24 protein-coding genes are annotated in these 25,343 nt (G+C 70.4%); 17 read left to right on the top strand and 7 right to left on the bottom strand.

All coding sequences use genetic code 11. From position 1 onward, the window contains the following. Positions 1-100: 100 nt before the first annotated feature. The 6 genes from ABB07_RS01065 to ABB07_RS01040 all read left to right on the top strand — a co-directional run bounded on the left by ABB07_RS01065 (position 101) and on the right by ABB07_RS01040 (position 4,510). The gene (locus tag ABB07_RS01065; RefSeq protein WP_208903203.1) at positions 101-658 is read left to right on the top strand and encodes a hypothetical protein; all 558 of its coding nucleotides are present in this window, start codon (positions 101-103) and stop codon (positions 656-658) included. Between the two features lie 179 nt (positions 659-837). Beyond that, positions 838-1,257 (top strand): YciI family protein, encoded by a 420-nt coding sequence (locus tag ABB07_RS01060; RefSeq protein ID WP_208896788.1) that lies wholly within the window; start codon positions 838-840, stop codon positions 1,255-1,257. After that, positions 1,254-2,396 carry an RNA polymerase sigma factor gene (locus ABB07_RS01055; protein ID WP_208896787.1) on the top strand — a complete coding sequence of 381 codons (1,143 nt, stop codon included), beginning with the start codon at positions 1,254-1,256 and terminating at the stop codon, positions 2,394-2,396. The genes ABB07_RS01060 and ABB07_RS01055 overlap by 4 nt, the downstream gene beginning before the upstream one ends. 114 nt (positions 2,397-2,510) lie before the next feature. Next, positions 2,511-3,191, top strand: coding sequence for a helix-turn-helix transcriptional regulator (locus ABB07_RS01050; protein ID WP_208896786.1), 681 nt, complete (start codon positions 2,511-2,513; stop codon positions 3,189-3,191). 31 nt (positions 3,192-3,222) lie between these two features. Further along, on the top strand, positions 3,223-3,777 hold the full coding sequence (locus tag ABB07_RS01045) for a DUF3291 domain-containing protein (RefSeq protein ID WP_208896785.1): 555 nt from the start codon (positions 3,223-3,225) through the stop codon (positions 3,775-3,777). Positions 3,778-3,859: 82 nt separating this feature from the next. Next, positions 3,860-4,510 (top strand): HAD family hydrolase, encoded by a 651-nt coding sequence (locus tag ABB07_RS01040; protein ID WP_208896784.1) that lies wholly within the window; start codon positions 3,860-3,862, stop codon positions 4,508-4,510. Positions 4,511-4,612: 102 nt separating this feature from the next. Here ABB07_RS01040 and ABB07_RS01035 read toward each other — a convergent pair whose 3' ends face one another. Continuing rightward, a complete protein-coding gene (locus tag ABB07_RS01035) occupies positions 4,613-5,122 on the bottom strand; it encodes a GNAT family N-acetyltransferase (protein ID WP_244189153.1) in 510 nt (169 codons plus the stop codon). Positions 5,123-5,457: 335 nt separating this feature from the next. Between ABB07_RS01035 and ABB07_RS01030 the strand changes: the two genes are divergently transcribed. From ABB07_RS01030 to ABB07_RS01020, 3 genes are all read left to right on the top strand, one after another. Beyond that, the gene (locus ABB07_RS01030) at positions 5,458-5,952 is read left to right on the top strand and encodes a sensor domain-containing protein (protein WP_208896782.1); all 495 of its coding nucleotides are present in this window, start codon (positions 5,458-5,460) and stop codon (positions 5,950-5,952) included. A gap of 80 nt (positions 5,953-6,032) precedes the next feature. After that, positions 6,033-7,310, top strand: coding sequence for a sensor histidine kinase (locus ABB07_RS01025; protein ID WP_208896781.1), 1,278 nt, complete (start codon positions 6,033-6,035; stop codon positions 7,308-7,310). A gap of 9 nt (positions 7,311-7,319) precedes the next feature. Next, entirely contained in the window at positions 7,320-7,973 is a 654-nt protein-coding gene (locus tag ABB07_RS01020) for a response regulator transcription factor (RefSeq protein WP_208896780.1), read from the top strand. A gap of 75 nt (positions 7,974-8,048) precedes the next feature. On the opposite strand, the gene ABB07_RS01015 is transcribed toward ABB07_RS01020, so the two are convergent. Continuing rightward, on the bottom strand, positions 8,049-8,990 hold the full coding sequence (locus tag ABB07_RS01015) for an AraC family transcriptional regulator (protein ID WP_208896779.1): 942 nt from the start codon (positions 8,988-8,990) through the stop codon (positions 8,049-8,051). Between the two features lie 82 nt (positions 8,991-9,072). Here ABB07_RS01015 and ABB07_RS01010 point away from each other — a divergent pair, with 82 nt between their 5' ends. Beyond that, the gene (locus tag ABB07_RS01010; protein ID WP_208896778.1) at positions 9,073-9,903 is read left to right on the top strand and encodes an NmrA family NAD(P)-binding protein; all 831 of its coding nucleotides are present in this window, start codon (positions 9,073-9,075) and stop codon (positions 9,901-9,903) included. Positions 9,904-9,933: 30 nt separating this feature from the next. On the opposite strand, the gene ABB07_RS01005 is transcribed toward ABB07_RS01010, so the two are convergent. Next, positions 9,934-11,751, bottom strand: a complete 1,818-nt coding sequence (locus tag ABB07_RS01005) for a hydroxysqualene dehydroxylase (protein WP_208896777.1) — start codon at positions 11,749-11,751, stop codon at positions 9,934-9,936. Positions 11,752-11,886: 135 nt separating this feature from the next. Here ABB07_RS01005 and ABB07_RS01000 point away from each other — a divergent pair, with 135 nt between their 5' ends. Next, the gene (locus tag ABB07_RS01000; RefSeq protein WP_208896776.1) at positions 11,887-12,966 is read left to right on the top strand and encodes a protein kinase family protein; all 1,080 of its coding nucleotides are present in this window, start codon (positions 11,887-11,889) and stop codon (positions 12,964-12,966) included. Between the two features lie 65 nt (positions 12,967-13,031). On the opposite strand, the gene ABB07_RS00995 is transcribed toward ABB07_RS01000, so the two are convergent. Further along, entirely contained in the window at positions 13,032-14,291 is a 1,260-nt protein-coding gene (locus ABB07_RS00995; protein WP_208896775.1) for a SpoIIE family protein phosphatase, read from the bottom strand. 318 nt (positions 14,292-14,609) lie between these two features. Next, entirely contained in the window at positions 14,610-15,587 is a 978-nt protein-coding gene (locus tag ABB07_RS00990; protein WP_208896774.1) for an L-threonylcarbamoyladenylate synthase, read from the bottom strand. Between the two features lie 343 nt (positions 15,588-15,930). On the opposite strand from ABB07_RS00990, the gene ABB07_RS00985 reads away from it, so the two are divergent. The 3 genes from ABB07_RS00985 to ABB07_RS00975 are packed head-to-tail and all read left to right on the top strand — an operon-like array spanning position 15,931 to position 20,453. Next, positions 15,931-16,758, top strand: a complete 828-nt coding sequence (locus ABB07_RS00985) for an FAD binding domain-containing protein (protein WP_208896773.1) — start codon at positions 15,931-15,933, stop codon at positions 16,756-16,758. Further along, positions 16,755-19,472, top strand: a complete 2,718-nt coding sequence (locus ABB07_RS00980; protein ID WP_208896772.1) for a molybdopterin-dependent oxidoreductase — start codon at positions 16,755-16,757, stop codon at positions 19,470-19,472. The genes ABB07_RS00985 and ABB07_RS00980 overlap by 4 nt, the downstream gene beginning before the upstream one ends. A 6-nt stretch (positions 19,473-19,478) precedes the next feature. After that, positions 19,479-20,453 (top strand): antibiotic biosynthesis monooxygenase, encoded by a 975-nt coding sequence (locus ABB07_RS00975; protein WP_208896771.1) that lies wholly within the window; start codon positions 19,479-19,481, stop codon positions 20,451-20,453. 43 nt (positions 20,454-20,496) lie between these two features. On the opposite strand, the gene ABB07_RS00970 is transcribed toward ABB07_RS00975, so the two are convergent. Continuing rightward, positions 20,497-21,753 carry an MFS transporter gene (locus tag ABB07_RS00970; RefSeq protein WP_208896770.1) on the bottom strand — a complete coding sequence of 419 codons (1,257 nt, stop codon included), beginning with the start codon at positions 21,751-21,753 and terminating at the stop codon, positions 20,497-20,499. 337 nt (positions 21,754-22,090) lie between these two features. Between ABB07_RS00970 and ABB07_RS00965 the strand changes: the two genes are divergently transcribed. The 3 genes from ABB07_RS00965 to ABB07_RS00955 all read left to right on the top strand — a co-directional run bounded on the left by ABB07_RS00965 (position 22,091) and on the right by ABB07_RS00955 (position 24,444). Further along, positions 22,091-22,540: an FUSC family protein gene (locus tag ABB07_RS00965; RefSeq protein WP_244189152.1), complete on the top strand. Its 450-nt coding sequence runs from the start codon at positions 22,091-22,093 to the stop codon at positions 22,538-22,540. Positions 22,541-22,553: 13 nt separating this feature from the next. Then, the gene (locus tag ABB07_RS00960; protein WP_208896769.1) at positions 22,554-23,186 is read left to right on the top strand and encodes a DUF6368 family protein; all 633 of its coding nucleotides are present in this window, start codon (positions 22,554-22,556) and stop codon (positions 23,184-23,186) included. 196 nt (positions 23,187-23,382) lie between these two features. After that, entirely contained in the window at positions 23,383-24,444 is a 1,062-nt protein-coding gene (locus tag ABB07_RS00955) for an alpha/beta hydrolase (protein ID WP_208896768.1), read from the top strand. A gap of 156 nt (positions 24,445-24,600) precedes the next feature. Here ABB07_RS00955 and ABB07_RS00950 read toward each other — a convergent pair whose 3' ends face one another. After that, positions 24,601-25,296, bottom strand: coding sequence for a glycerophosphodiester phosphodiesterase (locus ABB07_RS00950; RefSeq protein ID WP_208896767.1), 696 nt, complete (start codon positions 25,294-25,296; stop codon positions 24,601-24,603). Between the last annotated feature and the right edge of the window lie 47 nt (positions 25,297-25,343).

Raw genomic sequence — 25,343 nt, 5'->3', positions numbered from 1 at the left:
CATGGAGATCGTCCGCGAGCGCCGGGCGATCCGGTGCGAGAGGACGACGACGCGGACCTCGGCGGCCGCCACCCGTACGCTGCTCGGTAACATCTCCTTCGTGATCGCACTGGTCGTCACCATCGGTCTGACGTTCGTCGGCTATGTCGCCACGTATCTCAACGGCCTTCGCCTGGCACAGCGCCAAGAACGTCTGGCACGCCTGAACCGCCAGCTCAGCGACTTCTACGGACCCCTGTTCGCCCTCACGGAGGCCAACAGCCGCAGCTTCCACGCCTTCAAGGAACGCAACGCCCGCCCTGACGGCAGATCACCGTTCGTCCATGAGACGCCGCCCACCGAGGAAGAACTGGCCGAGTGGCGACTGTGGGTCACGACGGTGTTCCTCCCGAACATCCAGGCCATGCGTGATCTCGTCATCAGGCACGCAGACCTGTTGAAGGAACCGGAGATGCCGCCGATCCTGCTGCACCTGTGCGCCCATGTCTCCGGCTACGAGATCACAGTTGCCAGGTGGACCCAGGGCAGCTACGACCAGCACCTGTCTTTGGTGCCGTTCCCCAGTGAGGAGCTCGCCACCTACGCACGGCAGGGGTTCGCCGATCTGAAGAGGGAACAAGCTCGCCTGTTGGGGCAACGGGGCGTGCCGTCGTCGTAGGCTTGCGGAATCCCGTTCTTGCCCCTGCGCTGTGTATCCAGACCCGCGAGACGGCTCACACAAGGTCATCCACGAGATCCCAAAAAAATTCGTACGGCGATGTCGAGAACCCGTGCCTGGCTCCGTCCCAGGGGTGAACGCGACCACAATGGGTCGCACGAGCACCGAGGAGAACCACGATGGCCAAGTACCTGCTGCTGAAGCACTACCGCGGCGCCCCGGCCGCGGTGAACGACGTGCCGATGGACCAGTGGACGCCGGAGGAGGTCTCGGCGCATGTGCGGTACATGAACGAGTTCGCGGCCCGGCTCGAGAAGACGGGCGAGTACGTCGACGGTCAGGCGCTGGCCCCAGAGGGAGCGTGGGTCCGGTACGACGGTGAGGGGCGCCCGCCGGTCACCGACGGACCGTTCGCCGAGACCAAGGACCTCATCGCCGGCTGGATGGTGATCGACGTCGACAGCTACGAGCGCGCCGTCGAGCTGGCCGGGGAGCTGTCGGCCGCGCCCGGGGCGGGTGGCAAGCCGATCCACGAGTGGCTGGAGCTGCGCCCGTTCCTGGCCGCGCACCCCACCACCACGGAGTGCCCTCATCGATGAACGAGGCCCTGCTCCGGAGCCTCACACCGAGCGTGCTCACCGTCCTCGTCCGCCGCGGAGCCGACTTCGCGGCGGCCGAGGACGCCGTGCAGGACGCGCTCGTCGAGGCGCTCCGCGTCTGGCCGGCCGAGCCGCCGCGGGACGCGAAGGGCTGGCTGATCACGGTGGCCTGGCGCAAGTACCTCGACGCTACGCGCGCCGACGCCGCCCGCCGCCGGCGTGAGGAGCGCGTCGAGGAGGAACCGGCGCCCGGGCCCGCGCCCGCGGTGGACGACACGCTCCAGCTCTACTTCCTGTGCGCCCACCCGTCGCTGACGCCGTCGTCCGCCGTCGCGCTCACACTGCGCGCCGTCGGCGGTCTCACTACCCGCCAGATCGCCCAGGCCTACCTGGTGCCCGAGGCAACCATGGCGCAGCGCATCAGCCGGGCCAAGCGCACCGTCTCCGGCGTGCGGTTCGACCAGCCCGGCGACGTCGCCACCGTGCTGCGCGTCCTCTACCTCGTCTTCAACGAGGGCTACTCCGGCGACGTCGACCTCGCCGCCGAGGCCATCCGGCTCACCCGGCAGCTCGCGGCGCGGATCGACCACCCCGAGGTGGCGGGGCTGCTCGCCCTCATGCTGCTCCACCACGCGCGCCGCGCCGCCCGGACCGCGCCCGACGGCAGCCTGGTGCCGCTCGCCGAGCAGGACCGCAGCCGCTGGGACACGGAGTTGATCGCCGAGGGCGTCGCGATCCTGCAGGCGGCCCTCGCCCGCGACCGGCTCGGCGAGTTCCAGGCCCAGGCTGCCATCGCCGCCCTCCACGCCGACGCGCCCACCGCCGAGGAGACCGACTGGGTGCAGATCGTCGAGTGGTACGACGAGCTCACGCGCCTGACCGACAGCCCGGTCGTCCGGCTCAACCGCGCGGTCGCCGTCGGCGAGGCCGACGGACCGCGCGCCGGCCTGGCGGAGCTCGCGACGTTGGATGCCTCACTGCCCCGCCACGCCGCGGTGGCGGCCTACCTCCACGAACGCGACGGCGACCTGGCGACGGCGGCACGCCTGTATGCCGAGGCGGCCCACAAGGCACCCAACCTCGCCGAGCGCGACCACCTGACACGCCAGGCCGCGCGGCTCAACTCCCGCCGCCGCTGAGGGGTCGCGCTCGGGAACACGAAGCAGGAGGCCGCGGTGATCGCCCAGGGAGTGGGGGGACGTCGTGGCCTGCGGCCTTCTATCTCCCATCCCTGTTGTTCCTAGAATGGCAAGGTGAAAGACATCGATGCGATCGCCGCGTTGCAGGATCCGGTGCGGCGCCGCCTGTACGAGTACGTGGTGGCGCAGGGCCGCGAGGTCGGCCGCAACGAGGCCGCCGAGGCGGCCGGGGTGGCGCGCACGCTCGCTGCGCACCATCTGGACAAGCTGACCGAGGCCGGGCTGCTGGAGAGTGGCAGCCGCCGGTTGACCGGCCGCTCGGGGCCGGGGGCGGGCCGTCCCGCCAAGGTGTACACGCGGGTGCGGGCCGAGCGGGCGGTGTCGCTGCCCGCCCGCGACTACCGCACCGCCGCCGAGCTGCTCGCCGAGGCCGCAGAGCAGGCCGGACTGGATGCCGGGCTCTGCGCCGCGGCGCGCCGTCGGGGCGAGGCCCTGCGCGGCTCGGCGGCACCCTGCGGCGGCCTGGACGAGGCCATGGAGATGCTGGCCGCCCGCGGCTACGAACCGCACCTGGAGGGCGCCGAGGGGATGGGCGGGGAGGCCGCGCCCGTCGTCCGTATGCGCAACTGCCCCTTCCACGCCGTCGCCGAACGCTTCCCGCCGCTCGTCTGCGGCATGAATCTCGCGCTGCTGGAGGGACTGCTCGGCACGGACGGTCCCGTCCGCGCCCGCATGGACGCCCGACCGGGGGAGTGCTGTGTGGTGGTCGAGGCGTCTAAAAACAATATCGATTGACATAGAAACGGGGCCGTGCTGGGATCTGTCCATGACCGCATCCGCGCCTGCCGCCCACCTCGCCCAGCTCAACGTCGCCACGCTCCGCCACCCGCTCGACGACCCGCGCATGGCCCCCTTCGTCGAGCTGCTCGACCCGGTCAACACGGCCGCCGATGGCGCGCCCGGCTTCGTGTGGCGGCTCGTGGAGGAAGGGGCGGCCGATGCCACCGCGCTGCGTCCGGCGGGCGAGGACGTCATCGTCAACCTGACGGTGTGGGAGACCCAGGAGGCCCTGTGGGACTTCACCTACCGCAGCGGGCACCTGGATGTGCTACGGCGGCGCCGCGAGTGGTTCGAGCGACACGTCGAGGCGCACCTGGTGCTCTGGTGGGTCCCCGTCGGCCATCTCCCGACCGTCGACGAGGCCCTGGAGCGGCTGGCGGACCTCCGCGCGCACGGGCCGTCCCCGCGCGCCTTCACCTTCGCCTCCCCCTACACCGCCGCAGAGGCCCACCAGCACCTTCCGGCCGTGCCGCCGACGCGGCCTGACCAGGCCGCCGGGAACGCGCAGCCGGCATCGGCCGGGGACGCGGCGGCACTGTAGGGCTTGCTCCGTCCGACAGGGCGGCCGGGTGGTGCCTCGGCTCCCTCGCCGGATCGCCCAGGGAGCGTCCTATCCTGCTCGGATGATCAAGCCAATCGAACTGGTGATATTCGACTGCGACGGGGTTCTGGTCGACAGCGAGCGCATTGCCGCGCAGGTCCAGGTGGCCCTCGGCGCGGAACTCGGCTGGCCGCTCACCGAAGACGAGGTGGTGGCCCGTTTCATCGGGCGCTCGCACGCCGCCATCCGCGAGCAGGTCGCTGAGCGGCTCGGTCAGGAGACAGCCACGGTCTGGGCGGAACGGTTCGAGCAGTTGCACCGTGAGGCTGTGGACGCCGGGCTGGTTCCGGTCGAGGGGCTGCCCGAAGCGCTCGACGAGATCACCCTGCCGACCTGTGTGGCCTCCAGCGGCAGCCACGAGAAGATGCGCCACACCTTGGGCCGCACTGGACTGTACGAGCGTTTCGCGGGCCGTATTCACAGCTCGACGGACGTGGCGCGCGGCAAGCCCGCACCCGACTTGTTCCTGCACGCCGCACAGCGGATGGGCGTCGACCCGGCCGCGTGTGTGGTGGTCGAAGACAGCCGCCCCGGCGTCCAGGCCGCCCGCGCTGCCGGGATGCGCGCCCTCGGCTACGCCGGTGGGCTCACCCCCGCGGAACACCTCGAAGGCGCCGGCACCGTCGTCTTCCACGACATGCGCAAGCTTCCCGCCCTGCTGCGCGAGATGTGACACGCCCGTCAGACCCCTCGGGCAGAAGAACGCCTCCTGCCCCACTGCCTCGCCGTACGCGTTCTCGGGACAGAACAGTCGGTCCGGAGCTTCCCCTGCCTGCTAAAGCCTCTTCTCCCACAGGGTGAAGGACTTGGTCGTCCCGCCCGGCTGTGGCTTGCCCTCCTTGCGGCCCACCACGCGGTAACCGGCGTGCCGGTAGTAGGTGTTGAGCTGTGCGTTGCCGGCAACGCAGTCCAGGCGCACACAGGCCCGTCCCACCGCAGCCACTCGCTGTTCTGCCGCGCTCAGCAGCAGCCTTCCCGTCCCGGGCTCGGCGACGTCCCGGTCCACCATGAGCCGGTGAACGTATCCGGCCACAGGCGGCTGCGGTCCCCAGGCGGCCTCGTCCTCCCACCACAGCTCCCAGGCGCCGGCGATACGCCCACCGACCTCCGCGAGCCAGACCTCGCCATGCGCCATGACCCGACGGAAGTGGTCCTCGTCCAGCTCCCCAGGTCGCCACTGCCCGGTGACGCCACGGGTCAGCATCCAGCGTGCCGCGTCGTCGCGGAGGCGGACGAGGGAGGTCACATCGGTCTCGGAGGCCGGGCGGATGCACAGATCATTCACCTGAAGATCCTCGCATACCCGTCCAACAGCGGCCTGCGCAGGACCTGTTGTTCCCGTGCGACGGCTTCGGCTGCGGCCGTGCACTCGCACGGCAGGCCGGCCATGGCCGAGCGCAGCCGGGCCCCTTGCCGCAACCGCGAGAGCGGGACGCCCACCGAGGTGCGGGACGCGGCGGGCCATGGCGACCCACGAGAGGGCGCGTGGCCTTGCGGGGTGGGGTGGGGTGGGGTGGGGTGAACCGAACCCCGGACCTCCGTACGACCACCATGGTGCCGGGGCGGGGTCGACGGAAGCCTTGGGGATGTCGGGCTCGCTCACCTCTCAAGGAGAACATCATGGCCACCGCATCCGATCGCACCGCCCCGGCCGCGGCCCTCCGCATCCGCCGGGTGCTCCGAGAGCCGTTCACGGCGGCGACCTGGCGAAGGGTCGCCTATGCCGTGCTCGCTTTCCCGGTCGGCGTCCTGTGCGTCCCACTCGCCCTGATCGGCGGTCCGGCGGGGCGCGTACAGCGGGGACTCGCACGCCGCTTGCTCGGCGCCGAACTGCCCGGCAGCCGACGGGGCCTGGTCCACGCCCTGCTGGCCACCCCCGTGAACCTCGTGGTCATGGCGGTCACCCTGTATGGCTGGTCGATCGTCCCGATGAACCTCGGATGGCCCCTTCGTGCCGGCTCCGACTACTCCGATGCCTGGGGCGGCCCCACGTTCGCCGGCGCCTATGCCTTCCACGCGTTCTTCGGCGGCGTCGGGTTCCTGCTGCTGATGCCCTGGCTGGGTCGGGCGATGGCCGCGCTCCAGATGCGCATCGCTCGCCACCTGCTCTCGTGACTCCGCACTCCGTTCCTCCGGCTCTTCGCCGCGCGCACATCACCCGGTGAACGCCCCGGCCGCAGAACTAGGTTGGCACCATGCAGCGTCTCCGCTCCCTCGCCGTCGCCACGTTCGGCTCGCCCGCCCTGGCCGCCCTCCTCTACGGCGTGCTGGCCTTCCCGCTCGCCATCGCCGGCAGTTGGCTCATCCTGGCCGGGCTGGCGTTCGGCTGCCTGCTGTCGGTGACCCCGCTGGGTGGGTGGCTGCTGGCCGGAACGGTGCGCGCGGCACTGGGACTCGGCGCGCTGCAACGGGCCCTGGCGCACCGGCTGCTGGGGCTGGAGATCGAGCCCCCGTTGCCCAGCGCTGCGCGTGGCGCCCTCGCCTGGCGACGCACCCTGTTGCGGAACCGCACGGGCTGGAAGGCCGTCGGGTGCGCGCTGCTGGCGCCGTTCACCGCGGTCCTCGCCTACGTCGCCGCGGCCATCGGTTATGTCTACGGCGCCCTGTTCACCCTGCACCCCCTGGTCGAGCACGTGAACCACCACACGGTGCACCACCCGGACGGTTCGGTCACCCATGTCTCCTTGCAGGTCCTCGGTTTCCAGGTCGACTCCTGGCCGCGCTGGCTGATACCCGTCACCGCGGGCCTGCTGCTCCTGGCCGCGGCCCCGCACCTGCTGCGCCACGCCCTCGCTCCGCATCGGGCACTGCTTGCCGCCCTGCTCGGGCCCGACGCCGCCGAACGCCGCATCCGCGCCCTCGAGGAGACCCGCGCCCAGGCGGTCGACGACGCCGCCGCAACCCTGCGCCGCATCGAACGGGACCTGCACGACGGCACGCAGGCCCGCCTGGTGAGCCTGGGCATGCACCTCACGGTCATCCGGGAGCTGGTCACCATGGGCGCCGACCGCGAGCCGGTCCTCGCCGCCGTGGACACGGCCCGCTCGGGCGCCACACAGGCCATCGCCGACCTGCGCCACCTGGTCAAGGGAATCCACCCGCCCGTCCTGGACGAGGGACTCGAAGCGGCCCTCGCCACCCTCGCCGCGGACAGCGCCCTGCCCGTCACCCTGCACACCGGCATCACCGTTCGCCCCAGCCCGGCCCTGGAGACCATCACCTATTTCTGCGCTGCCGAACTCCTCGCCAACGCCACCAAACACAGTGGCGCCGACGAGGTGCGGCTCGCCGTCACCGCCGCCGACGGACGGCTGCGCCTGAGCGTCGCCGACGACGGCCGGGGCGGTGCCACAGTGGGCGCCGGCTCCGGACTCACCGGCCTGCTGGCCCGGATCCGTACCGTGGACGGCACGTTGACCTGCGACAGCCCACCGGGAGGGCCTACGGTGGTCACGGTCGACCTGCCACTGTGAGGGAATGGGATGCGCGTCGTCATCGCCGAGGACTCCGCGCTGCTGCGCGACGGCCTGGTCCAGCTTCTGGGACTGCGGGGGATCGAGGTGGCGGCGGCCGTCGGCGACGCGGAATCGCTGCTCAGCGCCGTCGCCGAGCACGCACCCGACGTCGCCGTCATCGACATCCGGCTGCCGCCGACCCAGACCGACGAAGGGGTACGGGCCGCCCTGCGGCTGCGCGCGGAGCACCCTGACACCGGAGTGCTGTTGTTCTCCCAGTACGTGGAGACGACGTACGCGGCGCGCATGCTGAGCGACCCCTCGGGGTTCGGGTACCTGCTGAAGGAACGGGTCGTCGACATAGGGGAGTTCGTGGCCGCGCTCGAGCGGGTCGCGGCCGGCGGTACGGTGCTGGATCCCGACGTGGTGGCCCAGTTGTTCGGGGCGAGCCGTCGGGCCACGGCCCTCGACACGCTCACCCCGCGCGAACGCGAGGTTCTCGCGCTGATGGCCGAGGGCCGCACGAACCAGTCCATCGCCCTCGCGTTCACCGTCTCCGAACGCGCGGTGGAAAAGCACATCGCCAACATCTTCGCCAAGCTCGGCCTCCCCCCGTCGGAGACCGGCCACCGGCGCGTCCTGGCGGTTCTGCGGTACCTGGAGAGCACGCGGGCCGCCTGAGACCGTCACTGGCCGACCGGCGGGACCTTCCCCTCCGGGCAACGACATCCGCGCGACGACATCCGCCCGTCGGGATCAGTGCGTCCGGCGGCGCCAGACCGATGGGCTGACGCCGCGCGTGCGCTTGAACGCCACGCTGAAGGCGAAGGGGTCCTCGTACCCGACCTCACGGGCAACGGCGGCGACGGTCGTATCGGTCTCTCGCAGCAGGTCGGCCGCCACGGTCATACGCCAGCCGGTGAGGTAGGTGAGCGGGGGTTCGCCGACCAGCCTGGTGAAGCGGGCGGCGAACCCGGCACGGGAGATGCCGAACCGGGTGGCCAGTCCGGCGACCGTCCACCGGTGGGCGGGGTCCTCGTGCAGGAGGTGCAGTGCCTCGCCGATCACTGGATCGGTCAGCGCCCGGTACCAGGCCGGCGCCGTCTTTGCTTCGGCGCACCAGGCCCGCAACGCCAGCACGAGCAACAGGTCCAGCATCCGGTCCAGTACGGCGTCCTGCCCCGGTTCCTCACGGGTGGCCTCGGTGGCGAGCAGGTCCAGTGCCGCCCGGGTCGCCGGGCCGGCGGGTACGACCGCCAGCGGCGGCAGCATGCCGAGCAGACGGTCGCCGACGTCGCCGCGGAGGTCGTAGGCGCCGCGCAGCATGACCGTGGCCCCGGGCAGGCCGTCGCCGTAGGTGCGGGGAGCCAGGCTCCGCTGCGCGTCCGGCGCTTTCGCGGACCCGTCCACGACGCGTTTCGTCCGCCCGTGGATGACGACCTGAGGCGGGGTGGAAGGGTCATCGGCGATGGTGTACCAGCCGGGACGGGTGATGAGGGCGATGTCGCCGGCCGCGAGCCGTACCGGTGGGGTGCCCGCGTCGTCGATCCGCACCGAGGCGTGACCGGCGAGCGTGGTCACGACCGTGAGCGGTGGCGGATCGGTGAAGTTCAGTGACCACGGGGGCCGCTGGATCAGTTGCCTGACCCACGCGTTCCTGGCCCGCGCCCGGCGTAGCAGATCGCTGAGGACGTCCACGCTCCCACGCTAGACGAACACAAAGGAAGTGACGACGTTCTCCCATGGATCGTCCACACGCTCATGGGGTTGTCTGGACGACATGAAGACCATCCTTGTCCTCGGCGGCACCGGCACGACCGGCAACCGCATAGCCCGGCGCCTGCAGGCCGCGGGCCTGCGGGTCCGCACGGCCTCCCGCACCGGCGGCGACCGCCGCATCGACCTTGACGACCCGGGGAGTTGGGCCTCCGCGCTCGACGGCGTCACGGCCGCCTACCTCCTGGAGCCCAGCCTGTCGGCGAGCACCGATCACCAGGCACGCGTCCCCCGGCTGGTGTCCCAGGCGGTCGCCGCCGGTGTGCGCCGCCTGGTGCTGCTGTCGGCCCCACGCGCGGGTGAGAACGGGCATCCCCTGCACGCCGCCGAGCAGGCGGTGCGAGGCTGTGGCGTCGACTGGACGATCCTGCGCCCGCTGTGGTTCGCGCAGAACTTCAGCGAGGGACCCTGGCGGCACGGGATCCTCGCCGGAACCCTGGCCCTGCCCACCGGTGACGGGCGCACGCCGTTCGTCGACGCCGAGGACATCGCCGCAGTCGCCGTCGCCGCGCTGACCGAAGACCGCCACAGCGGTCAGGTGTACGACCTGACCGGCCCGCGGGCGATCAGCTTCGGGGAAGCGGCCGCCCTGATCACTCGGGCCACCGGCCGCACGGTCCGTCACCTCGACGTCGACCCGGAGACCTTCGTCGAGCGCCAGGTCGCCGGCGGCGCCTCACCCGACGTCGCCCGACTGCTCACAGAGCTCCTGGTGGCCGTCCGCGAAGGCGCGGGCGCCGCGCTCTGCGACGGCGTGGAGCGAGCCCTCGGCCGGCCACCCAGGAGTTTCGAGAGGTTCGTCACCGAGACCGCCGCCGCGGGCCACTGGAACTGAGGCTGCGGCCATGGTGGTCGAGCCCCCGCCTCACCCCAGGTCGAAGGTGTTGGGCAGACCCAGCCTGTAGCGCACCTCGTCGATCCGCTTCAGGGGCTCCAGCTCCGGCGGCCGGTACAGCTCCCACACACGGCACCGCTCGGCGTCCGAACGGTCCGCGTCGAGCAGGGCGTTGACGGCTCGCCGAGCGGACTCGTTGGCGCCTTCCATGGTCGCGAGATCGACGTCGGTGCGGACGTAGTCGCCCGCGAGGAAGAAGTTCGGGATCGCCGTCCGCGCCGAGGGACGATGGTAGAGCGTGCCCGTCGGGTGGATGAGGAGCTGTTCGCGGTTCTGCGGGTCAGGGCCGCCGAGGCCCGTCACCGCCGGGTCCATGAACCAGCCGAGGCGGTCCTCGTCCCTGAGGGTGGTCTTGCCCGCGTCGTTCAGTCCGTCCTTGAGCTGCGCCCACAGCTCGGCGACGATCTCGTCCCTGGTGCACTCCTTGGCCGTCTTGCCGTACAGGATGCCGGGCTTGTCCCACTCCGAGATGATCGCGGAGAGGCAGTCGCGGGCCCGCCCGTCGCCGTAGTCGCGGGAGAAGTCCCGTACGTCCCAGAACTGCGCCTGGCCGATGGCCGTCACCGACCAGGGTGAGTCGAGGCAGTTGATGTGCCCGTGCACGACGGGTGTGGGCGTGCGCAGGTAGAACATCACGCCGGTCATCCAGTCCGTCTTCAGCGCGTCGCACCGGCCGAGCTGCGGGTCGGCGGCGCGCAGGGCCCTGCCCCAGGTGGCGCGGGCGTGTTCGACGGGCATCGCGGAGACGTAGTGGTCGGCGGTGACCGTGCGCTCGTTGCCGCCGTCGCGGGCCGCGACGCGGACGCCGGTCACCCGCCCGCCCTCGTACCCAATCTCCAGCACCTGCGTGCCGGTCACGAAGTCGACGCCGAGCGAGCGCAGATGCGTCTCCCAGGGGTCGATCCAGGCCTCGCTGGTGGGAGCGTTCAGGACGCGGTCGATGTCGGCGTCGCCGTCCAGCCCGCGGCCGAGCATGCCCCACAGGATCAGCGCCTCGATGATGACGCGGCCGACGGTCCTGGTCGACGCCACTTCGGCGCGGGTGGCGACGAGGTTGCGGGTCTGCCCGATGCCGAGGAGCGTCTGGTACTCCCCGCTCATCTCGCCCGCGCGGATGAAGTCCCACCAGGCGACCTTCTCCCACTGGCCCTCGCGGCGTGCGTCGCAACTGGTGAGGTGGACGAGGAGACGGTCGGCGAAATAGGCGGCCTCGCCGGCGGGCAGGCGGGTGCCCACATCCAGGACGGACAGGATCTGGTCGCGGATCCAGGACGGGGTGATGTCGCCGGGTGCCGGCGGGGTCGTGATCCGGCGCAGCGGGAAGTGCAGGTCGGGGCGGCCCGAGCCGCGGGCGAACAACTCCTCGGTGGCGTTGCGGAGGTTGTCGTGGACGCCGCCGGTGTTGCCGGGGAAGGGGATGCGGCGCATCGTGTCCGGCAGGTTCCGGTAGAAGCCGGGGAAGAAGCGGAAGCCGTGCTCGCCCGGCAGGGGCTTGCGGCCGCCGGCGGCCGTGCCGGGGACGTCCATCGAGCGGGCCTTGCCGCCGAGGGTGTCGTAGTACTCGTAGACGGTGACGGCGTAGCCGCGCTCGGCGAGTTCGTGGGCGGCGCTGAGCCCGGAGACGCCGCCGCCGAGAACGGCGACGCGCCGCCGGGAAGGCGTGGCCGCGGCGGCCCGCGCCCCGGGCAGTAACGCGGTCGCGCCGACCGCGCCGCCGGCGGCCGTCAGGAATCGTCTGCGGGAATGAACGAGGGTCGGCTGGGGCTGCCGCGCGTGTTCTGTTGTCATGATTCCGGGAGGGTAGGGAGGGTTCCGGAAGCCCGGAAGCCTGTTTCCCGTCCTCCACAGCATCCTCACCTTGGACGGCCAAGGGACTTCTGCCATGATCAACCGCGGTTGCCGAGACGTCATGCCGGAGTCACCATGGATGAGACCGAGTCCCTGCACGCTGCTCGCGTGGCGGCTTACGCGGCCGTGGGAGCACGGCTCTCCCTGTTGAGCGACCGCAGGCTCGGCGACGCGGTGGCTGCCGCTCCGGCAGGCGGGTCGGGCATCGGTGGCAGGTGGGCGGAGACGGAGGTCGAGGGGACGCGCGTCTTCGTGAAGCGGATCCCGCTGACGGACATCGAGTTGCGGCCCGAGCATGTGCGCTCGACCGCCAACCTGTTCGAGCTCCCTCTCTTCTACCAGTACGGGGTGGGCTCGGCAGGGTTCGGGGCCTGGCGTGAGCTGGCCGCACACGTCATGACCACCGCGTGGGTCCTGACGAACGAGTACACGGGTTTCCCGCTGCTGTATCACTGGCGAGTCCTGCCGGATCGACCTCCTGCCGACTTCGCTGACGCGTTCGGAGGCATCGCGGGGGCCGTCGCCCATTGGGAGGGCTCTCCTGCTGTGCGCCGCCGGCTGGAGGCCATCGGCAGTGCCTCCTTCAGCCTGGTGCTCTTCCTGGAGCACGTGCCTCAGACGCTCGCGGCCTGGCTCAGCGGTGTCCGCGAGGGGGGCTGGGCGGAGCCAGGAGGCGGCTCGGCCTACCGCTGGGTCGAGGACGCGCTGCTGCGGGGAACGGAGTTCATGAGCTCACGCGGGCTGGTCCACTTCGACACCCACTTCGACAACCTGCTCACCGATGGCCGGCAGGTGTACTTCGCGGACTTCGGGCTCGCACTGAGCCGCGACTTCGACCTCTCGGCGCAGGAGACCGCCTTCCTCGCCGACCACCTCGTGTACGACCGCTGCTATGCGCCCCATCACCTGTTGCGCCACCACCTGCCGGAAGCCGTGCGAGGCGGCACGGAACCCGGGACCTTCCTGCGCGAATGGATCGCAGGCCGCCGCCCCGACGGTGTTCCCCCCGAGATCGGCGCGATCATCGACCGCCACGCCCCGCACGCCGTCGTCCTGGATGCCTTTCACCGTCGACTGGTCGAGGAGAGCAAGCGCACCCCGTTCCCCGCGGATGAGGTTCGACAGGCCCTGGCGGGCACGTCTGCTTCGGCGTGAGGAGTGGGCCGGAGCCATGTCTGACAGCCGGCTCGGGGGCTGCCGACGGGAGCCCATCCGGCTGATCAGTACGGTCGGGTCGTTCGGTCCAGGCGGACGACGACGATGGCGATGTCGTCGCCTCCGCCGCTGGCGAGGTCCAGGCGGGCGAGGAGGGCGTCGGCGAGGTGTTCCGCGCCGAACTCGGTGCAGGTGGCCAGCGTGGAGGTCAGGCGGGTCAGGCCAGCGTCGATGTCCTCGTCGCGGCGTTCGATCAGGCCGTCGGTGTAGAGGATGAGGGTGTCGCCGGGAGTGTAGGTGGCGTTGGCCTGGGGGCGGGGGACGTGTTCGGGACGGGCGCCCAGCGGTGGGTCGGTGGCCTGGTCGAGCAGCTCGCAGGAACCGTCCGGGTGCAGCAGGACCGGTGGGGGGTGGCCGGCGCTGCTGTAGATGAGCAGGTGGCTGTGGCAGTCGACGAGGACCTGTACGGCCGTGGCGGCCAGTGCTCCCTCGACCGAGCGGGCGTAGAGCCCCAGGACCTCCAGTGCCTGGGCGGGGCCGTGGACGGTGCGGGTGGCGGCGCTCAGTGCGCTGCGGAGCCTGCCCATGACGGTGGCGGCCATCAGGCCGTGGCCGACCACGTCGCCGACCGTGACGGTGAAGCGGTCCGCGGGCAGGTCCACCGCGTCGTACCAGTCGCCGCACACGTTCAGTGAGCCGGTCGCGGGCAGGTAGCGCACGGCGATGTTCGGGTGCCGGGCCAGGTCGGGGGAGTGGAGCATCGCTTCCTGGAGGGCGACGGCGATGCGCCGTTCACGGGCGTGGGCCTGTCGCAGTTCCTCGTTCAGCTGTTGCAGCTGCCGTGCCCGGGCGTACAGCTCGGCTTCCATGGCCGCTTCCCGGCCAGGGCGGACCGCGGGCAGGTGCGTGGTCTGGCGGGCGTGGACCACGTCGGTCATGTCCTCCGACCGGTGGATGACCCAGGCGACCTTTCCGTCCGGGCCGAGGACGGGCACGTTGATCGCGGTCCACCACCGTTCCTTGAACGCGTCCGGGTTGCCGGGGACCGGGATGTCGTACTTCTGCAACGCCATGTGATCGGTCTGGCCGGTGGACAGGACGCGGTGCAGCGACGCTTTGAGCGTGTCCACTCCGTCGGCCTCCGGGTCGCCAGGGTTGTCCGGGAAGGCGTCGAAGAGGTACTGCCCGAGCAGCTCGGCCCGGCTCCGTCCGGTCACGTCGCAGAAGGCGGGGTTGGCGTCGGCGATCACCAGGTCCGTGCCGAGCACCAGGCACGGGCTCGGAAGGGCGGCGAACACCCCTGTGTAGTCGATCTTCGGTGTCACGCGCTTTTCCTGCCAGTCGCTCGCTCTTCAATCTACGGAACGTCCAGCTCCCGCGCCTGCCGAGCTCGCTCGTGGGCAGCGGATGGCAGCGGATCGCGTTCATCGGGCGTACGCCCTGATCAGGTCCCGCCTGGTTCTCCGAAGTACCGACGCGTCGGTGGAGAAGAGATCCTCGCGTGGCGCAGAGGGCACACCGTCGCCTGCTGCTGGACCGCCCCCGCCCGCTGGCCGTGCGGGGCGCCGCTGGGCAGGCCCCCGCACCGGGGCCGCGCGTCCGGCCGGCGCCCCGGTAGGCATACCGAACGACGTCGCTGCTGGTCACGCCGTGGTGCGCGGCCCTGCGGCACGGCGGAGCCGGTTGGCGATCGCCAGTCCCAGGCCCTCCTCCGCCGGCAGCGACGCGACGATGAGGTCGCACCCCTGCCGGTCGAGTTCGCGCAGGAACCCGTACAGACCGCGCGCGTAGGCGGCCATCGAACCGGGGACCGTCACCACGGCGTGCGCCTTCACCGGCGCGTCGGTGAAGGAGGGGGGAAGGAAGACGCCCACCTGGTGGCCCAGCTCCTGTGCGAGCTCCGCTTCGGCGATGACCTTCTCGGGCTCGACGAGGACGACCCGCGCCCGCGGGGCGTAGTGGGACGGATGCTGGCCCGGCACCCGAACGTGGCTCGTCGAGGGCACCGCCGGCGGGTACCCCAGCACTGCCTCGAGGTCCTCGCGCGTCACCCCGCCGGGCCGCAGGATGCTCGGGAGCTCGCCCGTGACGTCGACGATGGTCGACTCGACGCCGACATCGCAACGGCCACCGTCCAGCACGAAGTCGACGGCATCCCCGAGCTCCGCGCGGACATCGTCCGCCGTGGTGGGGCTGACCTGGCCGAAGCGGTTGGCGGACGGGGCCGTGACACCGCCGCCGAAGGCCGACAGCAGCGCGAGTGCGACGGGATGGTCGGGCACGCGTACGGCCACTGTCTCGAGGCCCCCCGTTGCTTCGAGGGGCACCCGGCGACCGCGCCGCAGGACCAGCGTGAGCGGTCCCGGCCAGAAGCGTTCGGCCAGCAGGCGCGCCGTCGCCGGCACCTCCTCGACCCAGTCGCCCAGGTGCTCCGCGCCGGCGATGTGGACGATCAGCGGGTGGGAGGGCGGGCGTCCCTTGACCTGGAAGATGCGCGCGACTGCGGCCGGGTCCTCGGCGTTGGCGCCCAGACCGTAGACGGTTTCGGTCGGGAGCGCCACCAGGCCGCCGGCGCGCAGCACACCGGCAGCCCTCGCGATGTCACTTGTTCTTGCCGTCACCGTCGAATCCTCCACTGTTCCGCTCACCCACAGTCCGTCGCCCACTGCCAAACACCGCCAGGACGCCCCGGCTCAGCGTAGAGCCCGCAGGTCCGCACCTCCAACATTCCTGACTACGCTAAGGAGCGCTTTGGTTACTTTCAGCTTCCTCGTCATTGGGTCCACATCCGCATGCTGCGATAGGCTGTGACAAAAGTGTCTGTGCCCGCCGGTCTCTCGCGGCCCAGCCACCCCGGCCGGTTCGGCACGGCGCCAACACCCGCCCGGTCGGCGGGGAATCAACTCCCAAATCTCAGAGGGCAGTTGTCTTCCCGTGGGTCCGGTCTTCCGTGGGTCGGTTTTCATGGACCTCAACACCATCACCGAAGTAGTCCGGCGGCCGTCCGAGCGGCCAGGTACGGACTGGCACGCGGGCGACGCGTGGCTCGCAGGCGGAACATGGCTCTATTCCACGGAGCAGCCGGACCTGCGACGGCTGATCGACCTGACGGCGTTGCGCTGGGAGCCTCTTGTTCCGACGGACGAGGGCCTGGAGATCAGCGCGACCTGCACCGTTCGCGACCTGTACGCCTTCCCCTGGCCGATGGACTGGACCGCCGGAATTCTCTTCCGGAAAAGCTGTGAGGCATTCCTGTCCTCGTTCAAGGTGTGGAACGCGGCGACCGTCGGCGGAAACATCTGCATGTCCTTGCCCGCCGGCCCGATGATCACGTTGACGGTCGCGCTGGAGGCGCAGTACGAACTGTGGGCGGCCGACGGCTCCGTGCGCTTCGTCGACGCCCTCGATTTCGTCACGGGCGACCACCGCAACATCCTCGCCCCCGGGGAGATCCTGCGGCGCATCACGGTTCCGGAGCACGCGCTGCGCAAACGCACCGCGCACCGTCGCTTCGCGCTGACCCGGCTCGGCCGTTCGACGGTGTTCCTCGTCGGCACGCAACGGCTCGGAGCGAGTGACCTGTTGCTGACGGTCACCGCCGGCACCACGCGGCCGGTCCGCATCGCCTTCGACTCCCTGCCCGATGTCCGAACGCTGCGGCAGAGCATCGACGCCGTGCCGGCCGACGTATGGTTCGCCGATCCCAACGGAACCCCTGACCACCGACGGCATCTGACACGGCACTTCGCCGAAGAGATCTGCCGCGAACTTAACGCTGGGGACCTGGCATGAGCTACCACGTGAACGGCAAGGCATTCGACCGGGAACCGGCCCCCGGTCAGTGCCTGCGGACCTTCCTGCGCGAACTCGGCCACTTCGGCGTCAAGAAGGGGTGCGACGCGGGCGACTGCGGCGCCTGCACCGTGTGGCTGGACGGCACACCCGTGCACAGCTGCATCACGCCCGCGTTCCGCGCGGACGGCCGCGAGGTGACCACGATCGAGGGCCTCGGACGGCCCGGCGCCCCGCACCCCATGCAGCGGCAGTTCGAGGACGCCCCGGGATTCCAGTGCGGTTTCTGCACCGCAGGGATGATCATGACGTCGGCGACCTTCACCGAGGAGCAGAAGGCGGATCTGCCACGGGCGTTGAAGGGCAACCTCTGCCGCTGCACGGGATACCGGGCGATCGAGGACGCGGTGAAGGGCGTCAGCGCGGTGGAGACGGCGGCACCGGGCAAGGCCGTCGGGACGAGTGTCGGCGCGCCCGCGGGCCACGACGTGGTGACGGGGCATGCCGAGTTCACCATGGACACGCACATCGACGGCATGCTGCACCTGAAGGTGCTGCACTCACCCCACGCACACGCCCGGATCCTCTCGATCGACAAGACCGCCGCCCTCGCGGTGCCCGGCGTGCACCGGGTCTACACCTGGGAAGACGTACCCCGCAGACGCTTCACCACGGCGATCCACACCGACCACCTGGTCGACCCCGACGACACCTACATCCTCGACGACACGGTCCGCTTCGCCGGCCAGCGCGTCGCCGCGGTGCTGGCCGACACGGTCGGCGCGGCCGAGGAGGGCTGCCAGCGTCTGGCGGTCGAGTACGAGGTGCTGCCGGCGGTGTTCGACCCCGAGGCGGCGATGGCCGACGGCGCACCCCAGCTGCACGGCTCCCACGATCCGTTCGTCCGCGACCCCGGCCACAACATCCTGCTGGACCTCCACTCGCACATCGGCGACGTCGACGCGGGATTCGCCGCGGCCGACGTGATCCACGAAGGCACCTACTTCTCACCGCGGGTGCAGCACGCGCATCTGGAGACCCACGGTTCGATCGCCTGGATGGAGCAGGGCCGGCTGAACGTCCGCACCAGTTCGCAGTCCCCGTCGATCGCGAAGGTCAAACTGGAGTACCTGTTCGCGCTGCGCCCGGACCAGGTGAGGGTCTTCTGCAAGCGCGTCGGCGGCGGATTCGGCGGCAAGCAGGAGGTGATCGCGGAGGACCTGGTCGCGCTGGCCACCCTGGACACCGGGCGGCCCACGTGTCTCGAGTACACCCGTGAGGAAGAGTTCACCACCGCCTCGCCGCGGCATCCGATGACCCTCACGGTCAAGCTCGGCGCCAAGGCCGACGGAACGCTCACCGCCTTCCAGGTGCGCAACGTGTCGAACACGGGTGCCTACGGCAACCACGGCGGCGAAACGCTGTACGCGGGCGGAGCCGCCGTCATGATCTACCGCTGCCCCAACAAGAAGTACGACGCGTACTCCGTCTACACCAACACCGTACCGAGCGGGGCGCTGCGCGGTTACGGGATGACGCAGCCGGCGTTCGCCGTGGAGTCGGCGATGGACGAACTGGCCCGCGCCCTCCACATCGACCCGCTGGAACTGCGCCGACGCAACATCGTGCGGCCGGGTGAGCCCCTGGTCGCCCTGCACGAGGGCCCCGACGACGTGACCTTCACCGAGGACGGACTCGCCCAGTGCATCGACCTGGTGGGCGACGCCCTGGCCCGTACGGCCGACCGGCCGCCTCCCGGCCCCGAGTGGCTCGTCGGAACCGGCGTGGCGAGTTCCCTGCACGAGACCGCGCCCCCGACGGATCACCTCTCCGAGGCCTGGGTCACGCTGGGCGACGATCTCCTCTACGAACTGGCCGTCGGAACCCCCGAGTTCGGGGAGGGAACGTCCACGGCCCATGTCCAGATCGCGGCCAGCCAGCTGGGCACGACACCCTCACGGATTCGTCTGGTGCAGTCCGACACCGACCGCACGGGATTCGATACGGGCGCCTTCGCGAGCGCGGGCCTCTTCGTGGCGGGCAACGCGGTCCTCGCGGCGGCCAACGCCGTACGCGACCGCATCCTGCACTTCGCCGCGGCGCACACGGGCATCCACGTCGTGATGTGCACGATGGACGACGACGGTGTCGTCTGCGGGGACCGGCGGGTGTCGCTGGCCGAACTCGTCGCGCTCGCCCGGGCGCGTGGCATCCGTTTCACCGCCGCACGCAAGGCATACGGCTCGCCCCGGAGCGTCACCTCCAACACACAGGGGTTCCGGGTCGCCGTGCACCGCGTGACGGGTGAGATACGGATCCTGTACAGCGTGCAGGCGGCGGACGCCGGAGTGATCATCAACCCGGCGCAGGTCCGGGGACAGATCGAGGGCGGTGTCGCCCAGGGAATCGGCTTCGCCCTGACCGAGAACCATCACATCGACGGCAACGGCGTCATGGTCAACCCGAACCTCCGGAACTACCGCATCCCCACCTACGCCGACATCCCCCGTACCGAGGTTCTCCTGGTGGGCTCCGCGGATTCGGTGGGTCCCATGCGGGCCAAGGGCATGGCCGAGTGCTGTATCAACCCGGTCGCCCCCGCGCTCGCGAACGCGGTGCACGACGCCACCGGCGTCCGCTACCGTGCGCTGCCGCTGACTCCGGAACGCATTTACGGCCGACTCCCCGCGGAGCAGTCGGTATCGGCAGGTTGAGCCGTCATGAGCACCGGAAGGAACGTAGCCGCCGCGGCGACGGCGATCATCGGCCAGAAGGTCCTGCCCGGGATGGAGCGCGAGTTCGAGTCGTGGCAGGAGGACCTCAATGCCGCGGCCGCCTACTACCCCGGTTTCCTCGGCGCCGAGATCTCCCCGCCGACTCCGCTGCAACCCGACTGGGTCGTCGTGTACCGGTTCGACTCGGTGGCGCATCTGCAGACATGGATCAACAGCGCGACCAGGCAGACGTATCTCGACGCCGGCGCCAAGTACTTCGACGGTCCGGCGACCCAGCAGGTGGTCAGCAGCGGCACCCGGTCACTGGATCCGCTGGTCACCGTGGTGGTCACGCACCGGGTCCACCCGAACCAGGTCGATGACTTCCTTGCCTGGCAGCACCGCATGGTCGAGGAGGAGAGCAAGTTCGAGGGGTTCCGCGGGACCGAGCTCTTCCGTCCCATCGAGGGACTTCAGGAGGAATGGACCACGCTCTACCGCTACGACAGCGCCGAGCACCTCGACGCCTGGCTGACGTCGCCCCAACGGCAGCGGATCCTCGCTGAGGGCGAGAGGTTCAGCGACTTCAAACTGCACACGATCGACAACTCGTTCGGCAGCTGGTTCGCCTTCGAGGGCAACGGGAAGGAGGCACCCCCGCCGCCCTCCGAGACCAGGACCTCCCTCGCCATCTGGGTCGGCCTGTACCCGACGGTCGTGCTGCTGACACTCGCGCTGTCCCCGCTGCACATGCCGCTCTGGATCGGCCTGCTCGTGGGCAACCTGCTGTCGAGTTTCATCATGAGCTTCCTGACCATGCCCTACTACGTGAACCCGCTGCTCGGCCGATGGCTCCGGCCATCGCCGGACGAACCGGCGACGCGGAGCAACCTCCGTGGCCTCGGTGTGGTCGCGGTGGTGATGGCCTTCTGGGCCGTCGTCTTCTACCTCGTCACGGTCCGCTTCTGGACGCTGCCCTGACCGGCGACCCCGTTGGAGGACCGGATGCCGACGCCTCCGACACTCAGTCAGGCACCGTGGCGGCCGGGCCGGCAGGGGCGAAGGCGCGCTCGATGGCAGGGGTGAAGACGGTGGGCCGTACGAAGACGAGGGCGACCAGGAGCGCCGCGGCGCCGCACCCGCACGTCAGCAGGAAGGCATGGCGGAAGCCGGAGTGCTGTGCCAACTGTCCTGCGGCGACGGCGGCCATGCCCTGCCCGCCGATGAGGGCGCTGACCAGCAGGGCCATGGTTTCGCTCATGCGGCGCGGCGGGGCCACTCGTTCGGCGAGGGAGAACACGGCGATGAGGTGCGGCGCGACGGCCAGGCCGATGGCGGCTATGGCGGCCGTCACGCCCACGAAGTCCTCCACGGCCGGCAGCGGCAGCAGCAGGATCGCCTGGCCCGCGATGGCCAGCCGAAGGCGTGTGGTCAGGGCGAGTCTGGCGGTGCGCACGGTGGCGGCGATGCCCGCCAGAGAGCTGGTCACGGCCATCGCACCCCAGACGAACCCCGCCGCTCCCGCGTCGCCCAGGTGGTCGGACAGGGCACTGACGCCGGCGTTGGCGCTGCCCCAGATCATTCCCTGCAACAGCGCCATGAGGAGCAGGACCGTGAGCGCCGGCGTCAGCAGCGGCTCGCCGGAGACGCGAGCGGCCCGTGCGCCCGGTGGAGCGGTGGGGTGAAGTGCGAACAGCACCCCGAACACCGCGATGAGCGCGCCCGCGAGCACCATCGGAGCCACCGGGTGGATCGCGACGACGGCCATCCCGGCCAGGGCCGGGCCGGCGATGAAGCTGATCTCGTCGATGGTGGTGTCGAACGACAGCGCCCGAATCGTCAACTCCTCCGGCTCTACGGCGTGGTGGGCGGGCAGACCGTCGATCAGGGCTATCCACCGACTGCGGGAGAGCGGGCCGATCTGCGGCACCGTCAGGCCCACTCCCGCCGCGGCGACGGCCGCCATGGCCCCGGGCCACTCGCACAGGACGGCGGCCACGAGGAAGGTGATGGCGGCCGCGTTCGCGAGTGAGGCGGCCAGCAGCACCGGCCGGTGGCCGCGCCGGTCCGCGAGGCGTCCCAGCACCGGGCCGCTCAGGGCCTGGCCGGCCAAGAGGGTTCCGGCCGTAAGGCCTCCACGGCCGATGCCGTCGAGCTGTGTGAGCATCAGCAGGGTTCCCGTCGGGCAGATCGCCGCGGGCAGGCGGGCCAGAAATGAGATGGCGAGCAGTGCGGGCCCCGCCACGGCGAACACGGCGCGGAAACCCGCGAGTACGGGCATTGGTTTCTCCGGAGGTTGTCTGCTGTCGGCAAGGGCCTGATGCGGCTTGCGGATGCCCGGGCTTCAGTGACTTTCCTCGAGTGGCGGTTCAGTCCGGTAATTGCGCGTGCAGACGCTAGCGCTGAGTGGACGTCAGCGGATCGAGCGCGAACGGAATGTCTCAATTCCTGGACAACATTGGATGATGAACCAAAACGCAGGCGTCAATGGCGCTCCGGATTCGTGGTTCGCGTGGGTGCCACGAACGCCGAGGCCGTGTGTTGACTGATCTCAGCATCTGTCCGGCGTGGTTCGCGCATAGGGGAAGAAAGCGCCGCCGACTTTCCGCCGACGGATCGTGCTTGCCGCGGGGGCACCAGCGCCAGAAGGGCAATCTCCTTCTGTCCTGCGGCACTTCGAGCAGGTCTTCGCCACGTTCGACGAGGTCTACCCCAACTGGCGCAGCACGGGTGGCGTTGGCACCCGAGACGATCAGAACCTACTTCCTGACCGTGCGGCCCGACGCCTGGTTCTCCAAGACCGGCGCCTATCAGTACACCTCTTCGAACCGGTGCTCGCTGCCGCCGAAGAACTTGGACTGCTGCGGCGGCTGCCCGCCGACCGAATCCAGCTGACCCCGGATGGTCTCAAGTACCGGGACATCCTGTCCTGGATGTTCTTCTCGAAGAACGTCATCGATCTCGATCGGGCGTACTACGAGCGCCTGCATCAGCAGAACCGGCGGGCACAGAAGCACATGGGCGGCGAGCCGATCCGCATCTCGAGCCTGAAGACGGTCGGCCCCTGACTAGGCTCCCAGCATGTCTGGGCCAACGTTGGTGATCGAGTTGGCGGAGCCGCTCTCTCCGGCCGCGCTGCGGGAGTTCCGTGAGCTGATGGTGGGACTCTCCTCCCACTTCGACGAGCAGCGGCCCGGGTTCTTCGACGTCAACGTGCGCGCGGAGCGACTGGGCGTCGAGGACAGGCGAGAGGAGAACCGGCGAAAGCCGTTCCCGCTTCCACTCCTCGACGGCACCACCGAGGACCAGGCGCTCACGGCCCTGGTGGGATTCAATCCGCAGCGCGAGGACTGGCGTCGGCCCTTCCTGGTCTACGCGATGGGGCCAGGCGTCGGCGACGAGAGCACCTTCGAGGCCGAACACGCGGACGAGCCCGAGGTGGAGGCCATCCTCGGCTTCAGACCGACCCATGCCGTCAATGTCAGCGCCGGCTGCAACCGCCAGATCGACCACGTGGCCACAGCCCTGCTGACCGCCGCTGTCATGGACGTCATCGGGGGCGTGGCCAAAGCCGAGCTGCTGGACGGACAGGTGGCGGTCGTCGTCGGCCTTCCAGGGGTGTTGGGCATCGCCGACGACGACAGGATGGCGCTGGGAACGGCGGAGTTCCTGCGGGCCTGGGTCGGCCACCCCGACTTCCGGCTGGTCAAGTAGCCCGGACATACTTCTGCCTGCCGCACGTGGCGGCCGGGCCCACCAGGTCACCAGGGGCGCGCTCCGGCTCATGCGTGACCATGAGGCAGTGATCGTGGGCTGTGCCCCGTGCAAGTAGCCTGCATGCGTGGGCATTGCAGTCGCTGCGCTCGGCAACGCCTGCTTTCTCTCGCCCGGGTCCAGAGAGGTGGTTCGCGTGTCCCTCACCGGAACGCCGTTCTTCGTCGTCCTCATAGTCGCGACGGTCGTTGCGATGATCAGCACGATTGCCCTGTGGACCAGGATCCGCGGCCCCAGACCGGCGCGCTGGCTGGTGCACGCCGTGATGATCGGCCTGTGCCAGCTCACCGCGATCAGTGTCGTGGCCACCTGGATCAACAACAGTTACGGTCTGTACGCGTCCTGGGACGACCTCCTGGGCAACACGGACAACACCAACGCGATCGCGATGCCGGGGCCGCCGGTGCAACGTGCGAAGTTCAACCACAGCACCAAGGGCGGTGTCCTGGACACGTACTTCCACGGCCAGAAGTCCGCCTTGTCCGGGCAGGTGCTGGTGTGGACGCCGCCGCAGTACAACGAGCCGGCCTACAAGAAGAAGCGGTTCCCGGTCATCCTGCTGCTGCACGGCGTGCCCGGCTCCCCAGAGTCCTGGCTGGAGCACGGTGGGATGCCGGGCGCCTTCTCGGACCTGCTCAGGCAGCACAAGGTGCACCCCTTCATCCTGGTGATGCCCGTGGTCAACCCCGGCAGTGTGGACACCGACTGCACCGATCTGCGCAACCGCAAGGTCGCGACCTGGGTGGCGGCGGACGTCCCTGACCTGATCAGCCATAAGTTCCGTACCCTGCGGGGTTCCCGAGGCTGGGGCCTCATGGGCTTCTCCACCGGTGGCTTCTGCGCCGCGAAACTGCCCCTGCAGTACCCGAAGGTCTTCGGTGCCGGCGCCGCTCTCGACCCCGACCCGCTGACCGGCGACGAGTCCGTCATCCCGGATCCGACCGTGCGCCGGCTCAACAGTCCGACCTACCTGGTGCGGCACACGAAGTCCCACGTCAGCCTGTTCCTCGCCACCTCACGGGAGGACCGTGCCAGCCCGGCTTCCTACATCACGCAGTTCCAGGCAGCCGCGGCCCCCTCGCCCGTCACGGTGCGCACCCTGTTCCTGCCGAACGGCGGCCACAACTACAACACCTGGTCCGAGGAGTTCCCGCCGGCCTTCGCCTGGCTCAGCCAGTGGCTCTCCGCCCCCCACTGACCCCGGCCGCCTCTCGCGAAGGGGGTGCCCGGGGCACGATCCCGTACACGGCGTAGACAACCGTGTGAGTCGCCGCCCCGGTGCACGACGTCGCCGCCCCGGTGCACGGCGCTGACGCCGTTGCCAGCGGCCGGTGCGGTCCCGCCCCCCCTGGCGTCAGGCCGTGGCCTCGACCAGTCGCTTCATGCCTGGCTGGTCGGTGACGCAGCCCACCAGGCCGAGCGTCCGGGCCAGCGCCAGGTCGCGCTCGTCGTTGACGGTCCAGGCCATCACGTCGATGCCGGCGGCGCCGCACTTCTCCACGATGGCTCGGTTCAGCTGGCGCAACTCCACGCTGACCAGGGTGGAACCGACCTTCTGAGCGCGGCCGACGAAGGTGTCGCGGTGCGCGCTGGGGCCTGCCACGAGCACGGTGCGGGCCTGCGGCAGCAGGCGGTGGATCTCGATCAGCGCGACGTCGTGGAACGACAACACCGAGACCCGGTCCAGCAGGCCGCGGTCGGTGAGCACCCTCGCCAGTGACCGGGCGGCGGCGACGTCCTTGATCTCCGCCTGGACCGGGAGCGTCGGCCCGATGGCGTCCAGCACCTCCTCGAACGTGGGGATGGGCTCGCCGAGGCCGGCGTCGAGCTTCTTGAGCTGCCGCAACTCCTGGTCGGCGATCGGACCGCAGCCGTTCGTCGTGCGGTCCAGGGTCTCGTCGTGCATGACGACCAGCTCGCCGTCCTTGCTCAGGTGCAGGTCCAGTTCGATGCCGTCCAGGCCCTCGCGTTCGGCCCGCAGGAAGGAGCGCAGGGTGTTCTCCGGCTCGGCGGCCATGACACCGCGGTGGCCGATGGTGAAGAAAGACACTCGGTTGCCGTCCTTGGATGTGGTCGTCCGGGGCAGCCACACGAGTG

It is taken from the genome of Streptomyces incarnatus, from assembly GCF_001027185.1.
Lineage (GTDB): Bacteria > Actinomycetota > Actinomycetes > Streptomycetales > Streptomycetaceae > Streptomyces > Streptomyces puniciscabiei.
This window is presented reverse-complemented; position numbering and strand designations above follow the sequence as displayed.

Coding starts and splice junctions, on each gene's coding strand:
- ABB07_RS01030 (WP_208896782.1), top strand. CDS start 5,458: ATGGCCACCGCATCCGATCGCACCGCCCCGGCCGCGGCCCTCCGCATC.
- ABB07_RS01060 (WP_208896788.1), top strand. CDS start 838: ATGGCCAAGTACCTGCTGCTGAAGCACTACCGCGGCGCCCCGGCCGCG.
- ABB07_RS01010 (WP_208896778.1), top strand. CDS start 9,073: ATGAAGACCATCCTTGTCCTCGGCGGCACCGGCACGACCGGCAACCGC.
- ABB07_RS00980 (WP_208896772.1), top strand. CDS start 16,755: ATGAGCTACCACGTGAACGGCAAGGCATTCGACCGGGAACCGGCCCCC.
- ABB07_RS00985 (WP_208896773.1), top strand. CDS start 15,931: ATGGACCTCAACACCATCACCGAAGTAGTCCGGCGGCCGTCCGAGCGG.
- ABB07_RS01025 (WP_208896781.1), top strand. CDS start 6,033: ATGCAGCGTCTCCGCTCCCTCGCCGTCGCCACGTTCGGCTCGCCCGCC.
- ABB07_RS01000 (WP_208896776.1), top strand. CDS start 11,887: ATGGATGAGACCGAGTCCCTGCACGCTGCTCGCGTGGCGGCTTACGCG.
- ABB07_RS01020 (WP_208896780.1), top strand. CDS start 7,320: ATGCGCGTCGTCATCGCCGAGGACTCCGCGCTGCTGCGCGACGGCCTG.
- ABB07_RS00970 (WP_208896770.1), bottom strand. CDS start 21,753: ATGCCCGTACTCGCGGGTTTCCGCGCCGTGTTCGCCGTGGCGGGGCCC.
- ABB07_RS00960 (WP_208896769.1), top strand. CDS start 22,554: ATGTCTGGGCCAACGTTGGTGATCGAGTTGGCGGAGCCGCTCTCTCCG.
- ABB07_RS01055 (WP_208896787.1), top strand. CDS start 1,254: ATGAACGAGGCCCTGCTCCGGAGCCTCACACCGAGCGTGCTCACCGTC.
- ABB07_RS01040 (WP_208896784.1), top strand. CDS start 3,860: ATGATCAAGCCAATCGAACTGGTGATATTCGACTGCGACGGGGTTCTG.
- ABB07_RS01005 (WP_208896777.1), bottom strand. CDS start 11,751: ATGACAACAGAACACGCGCGGCAGCCCCAGCCGACCCTCGTTCATTCC.
- ABB07_RS00975 (WP_208896771.1), top strand. CDS start 19,479: ATGAGCACCGGAAGGAACGTAGCCGCCGCGGCGACGGCGATCATCGGC.
- ABB07_RS01045 (WP_208896785.1), top strand. CDS start 3,223: ATGACCGCATCCGCGCCTGCCGCCCACCTCGCCCAGCTCAACGTCGCC.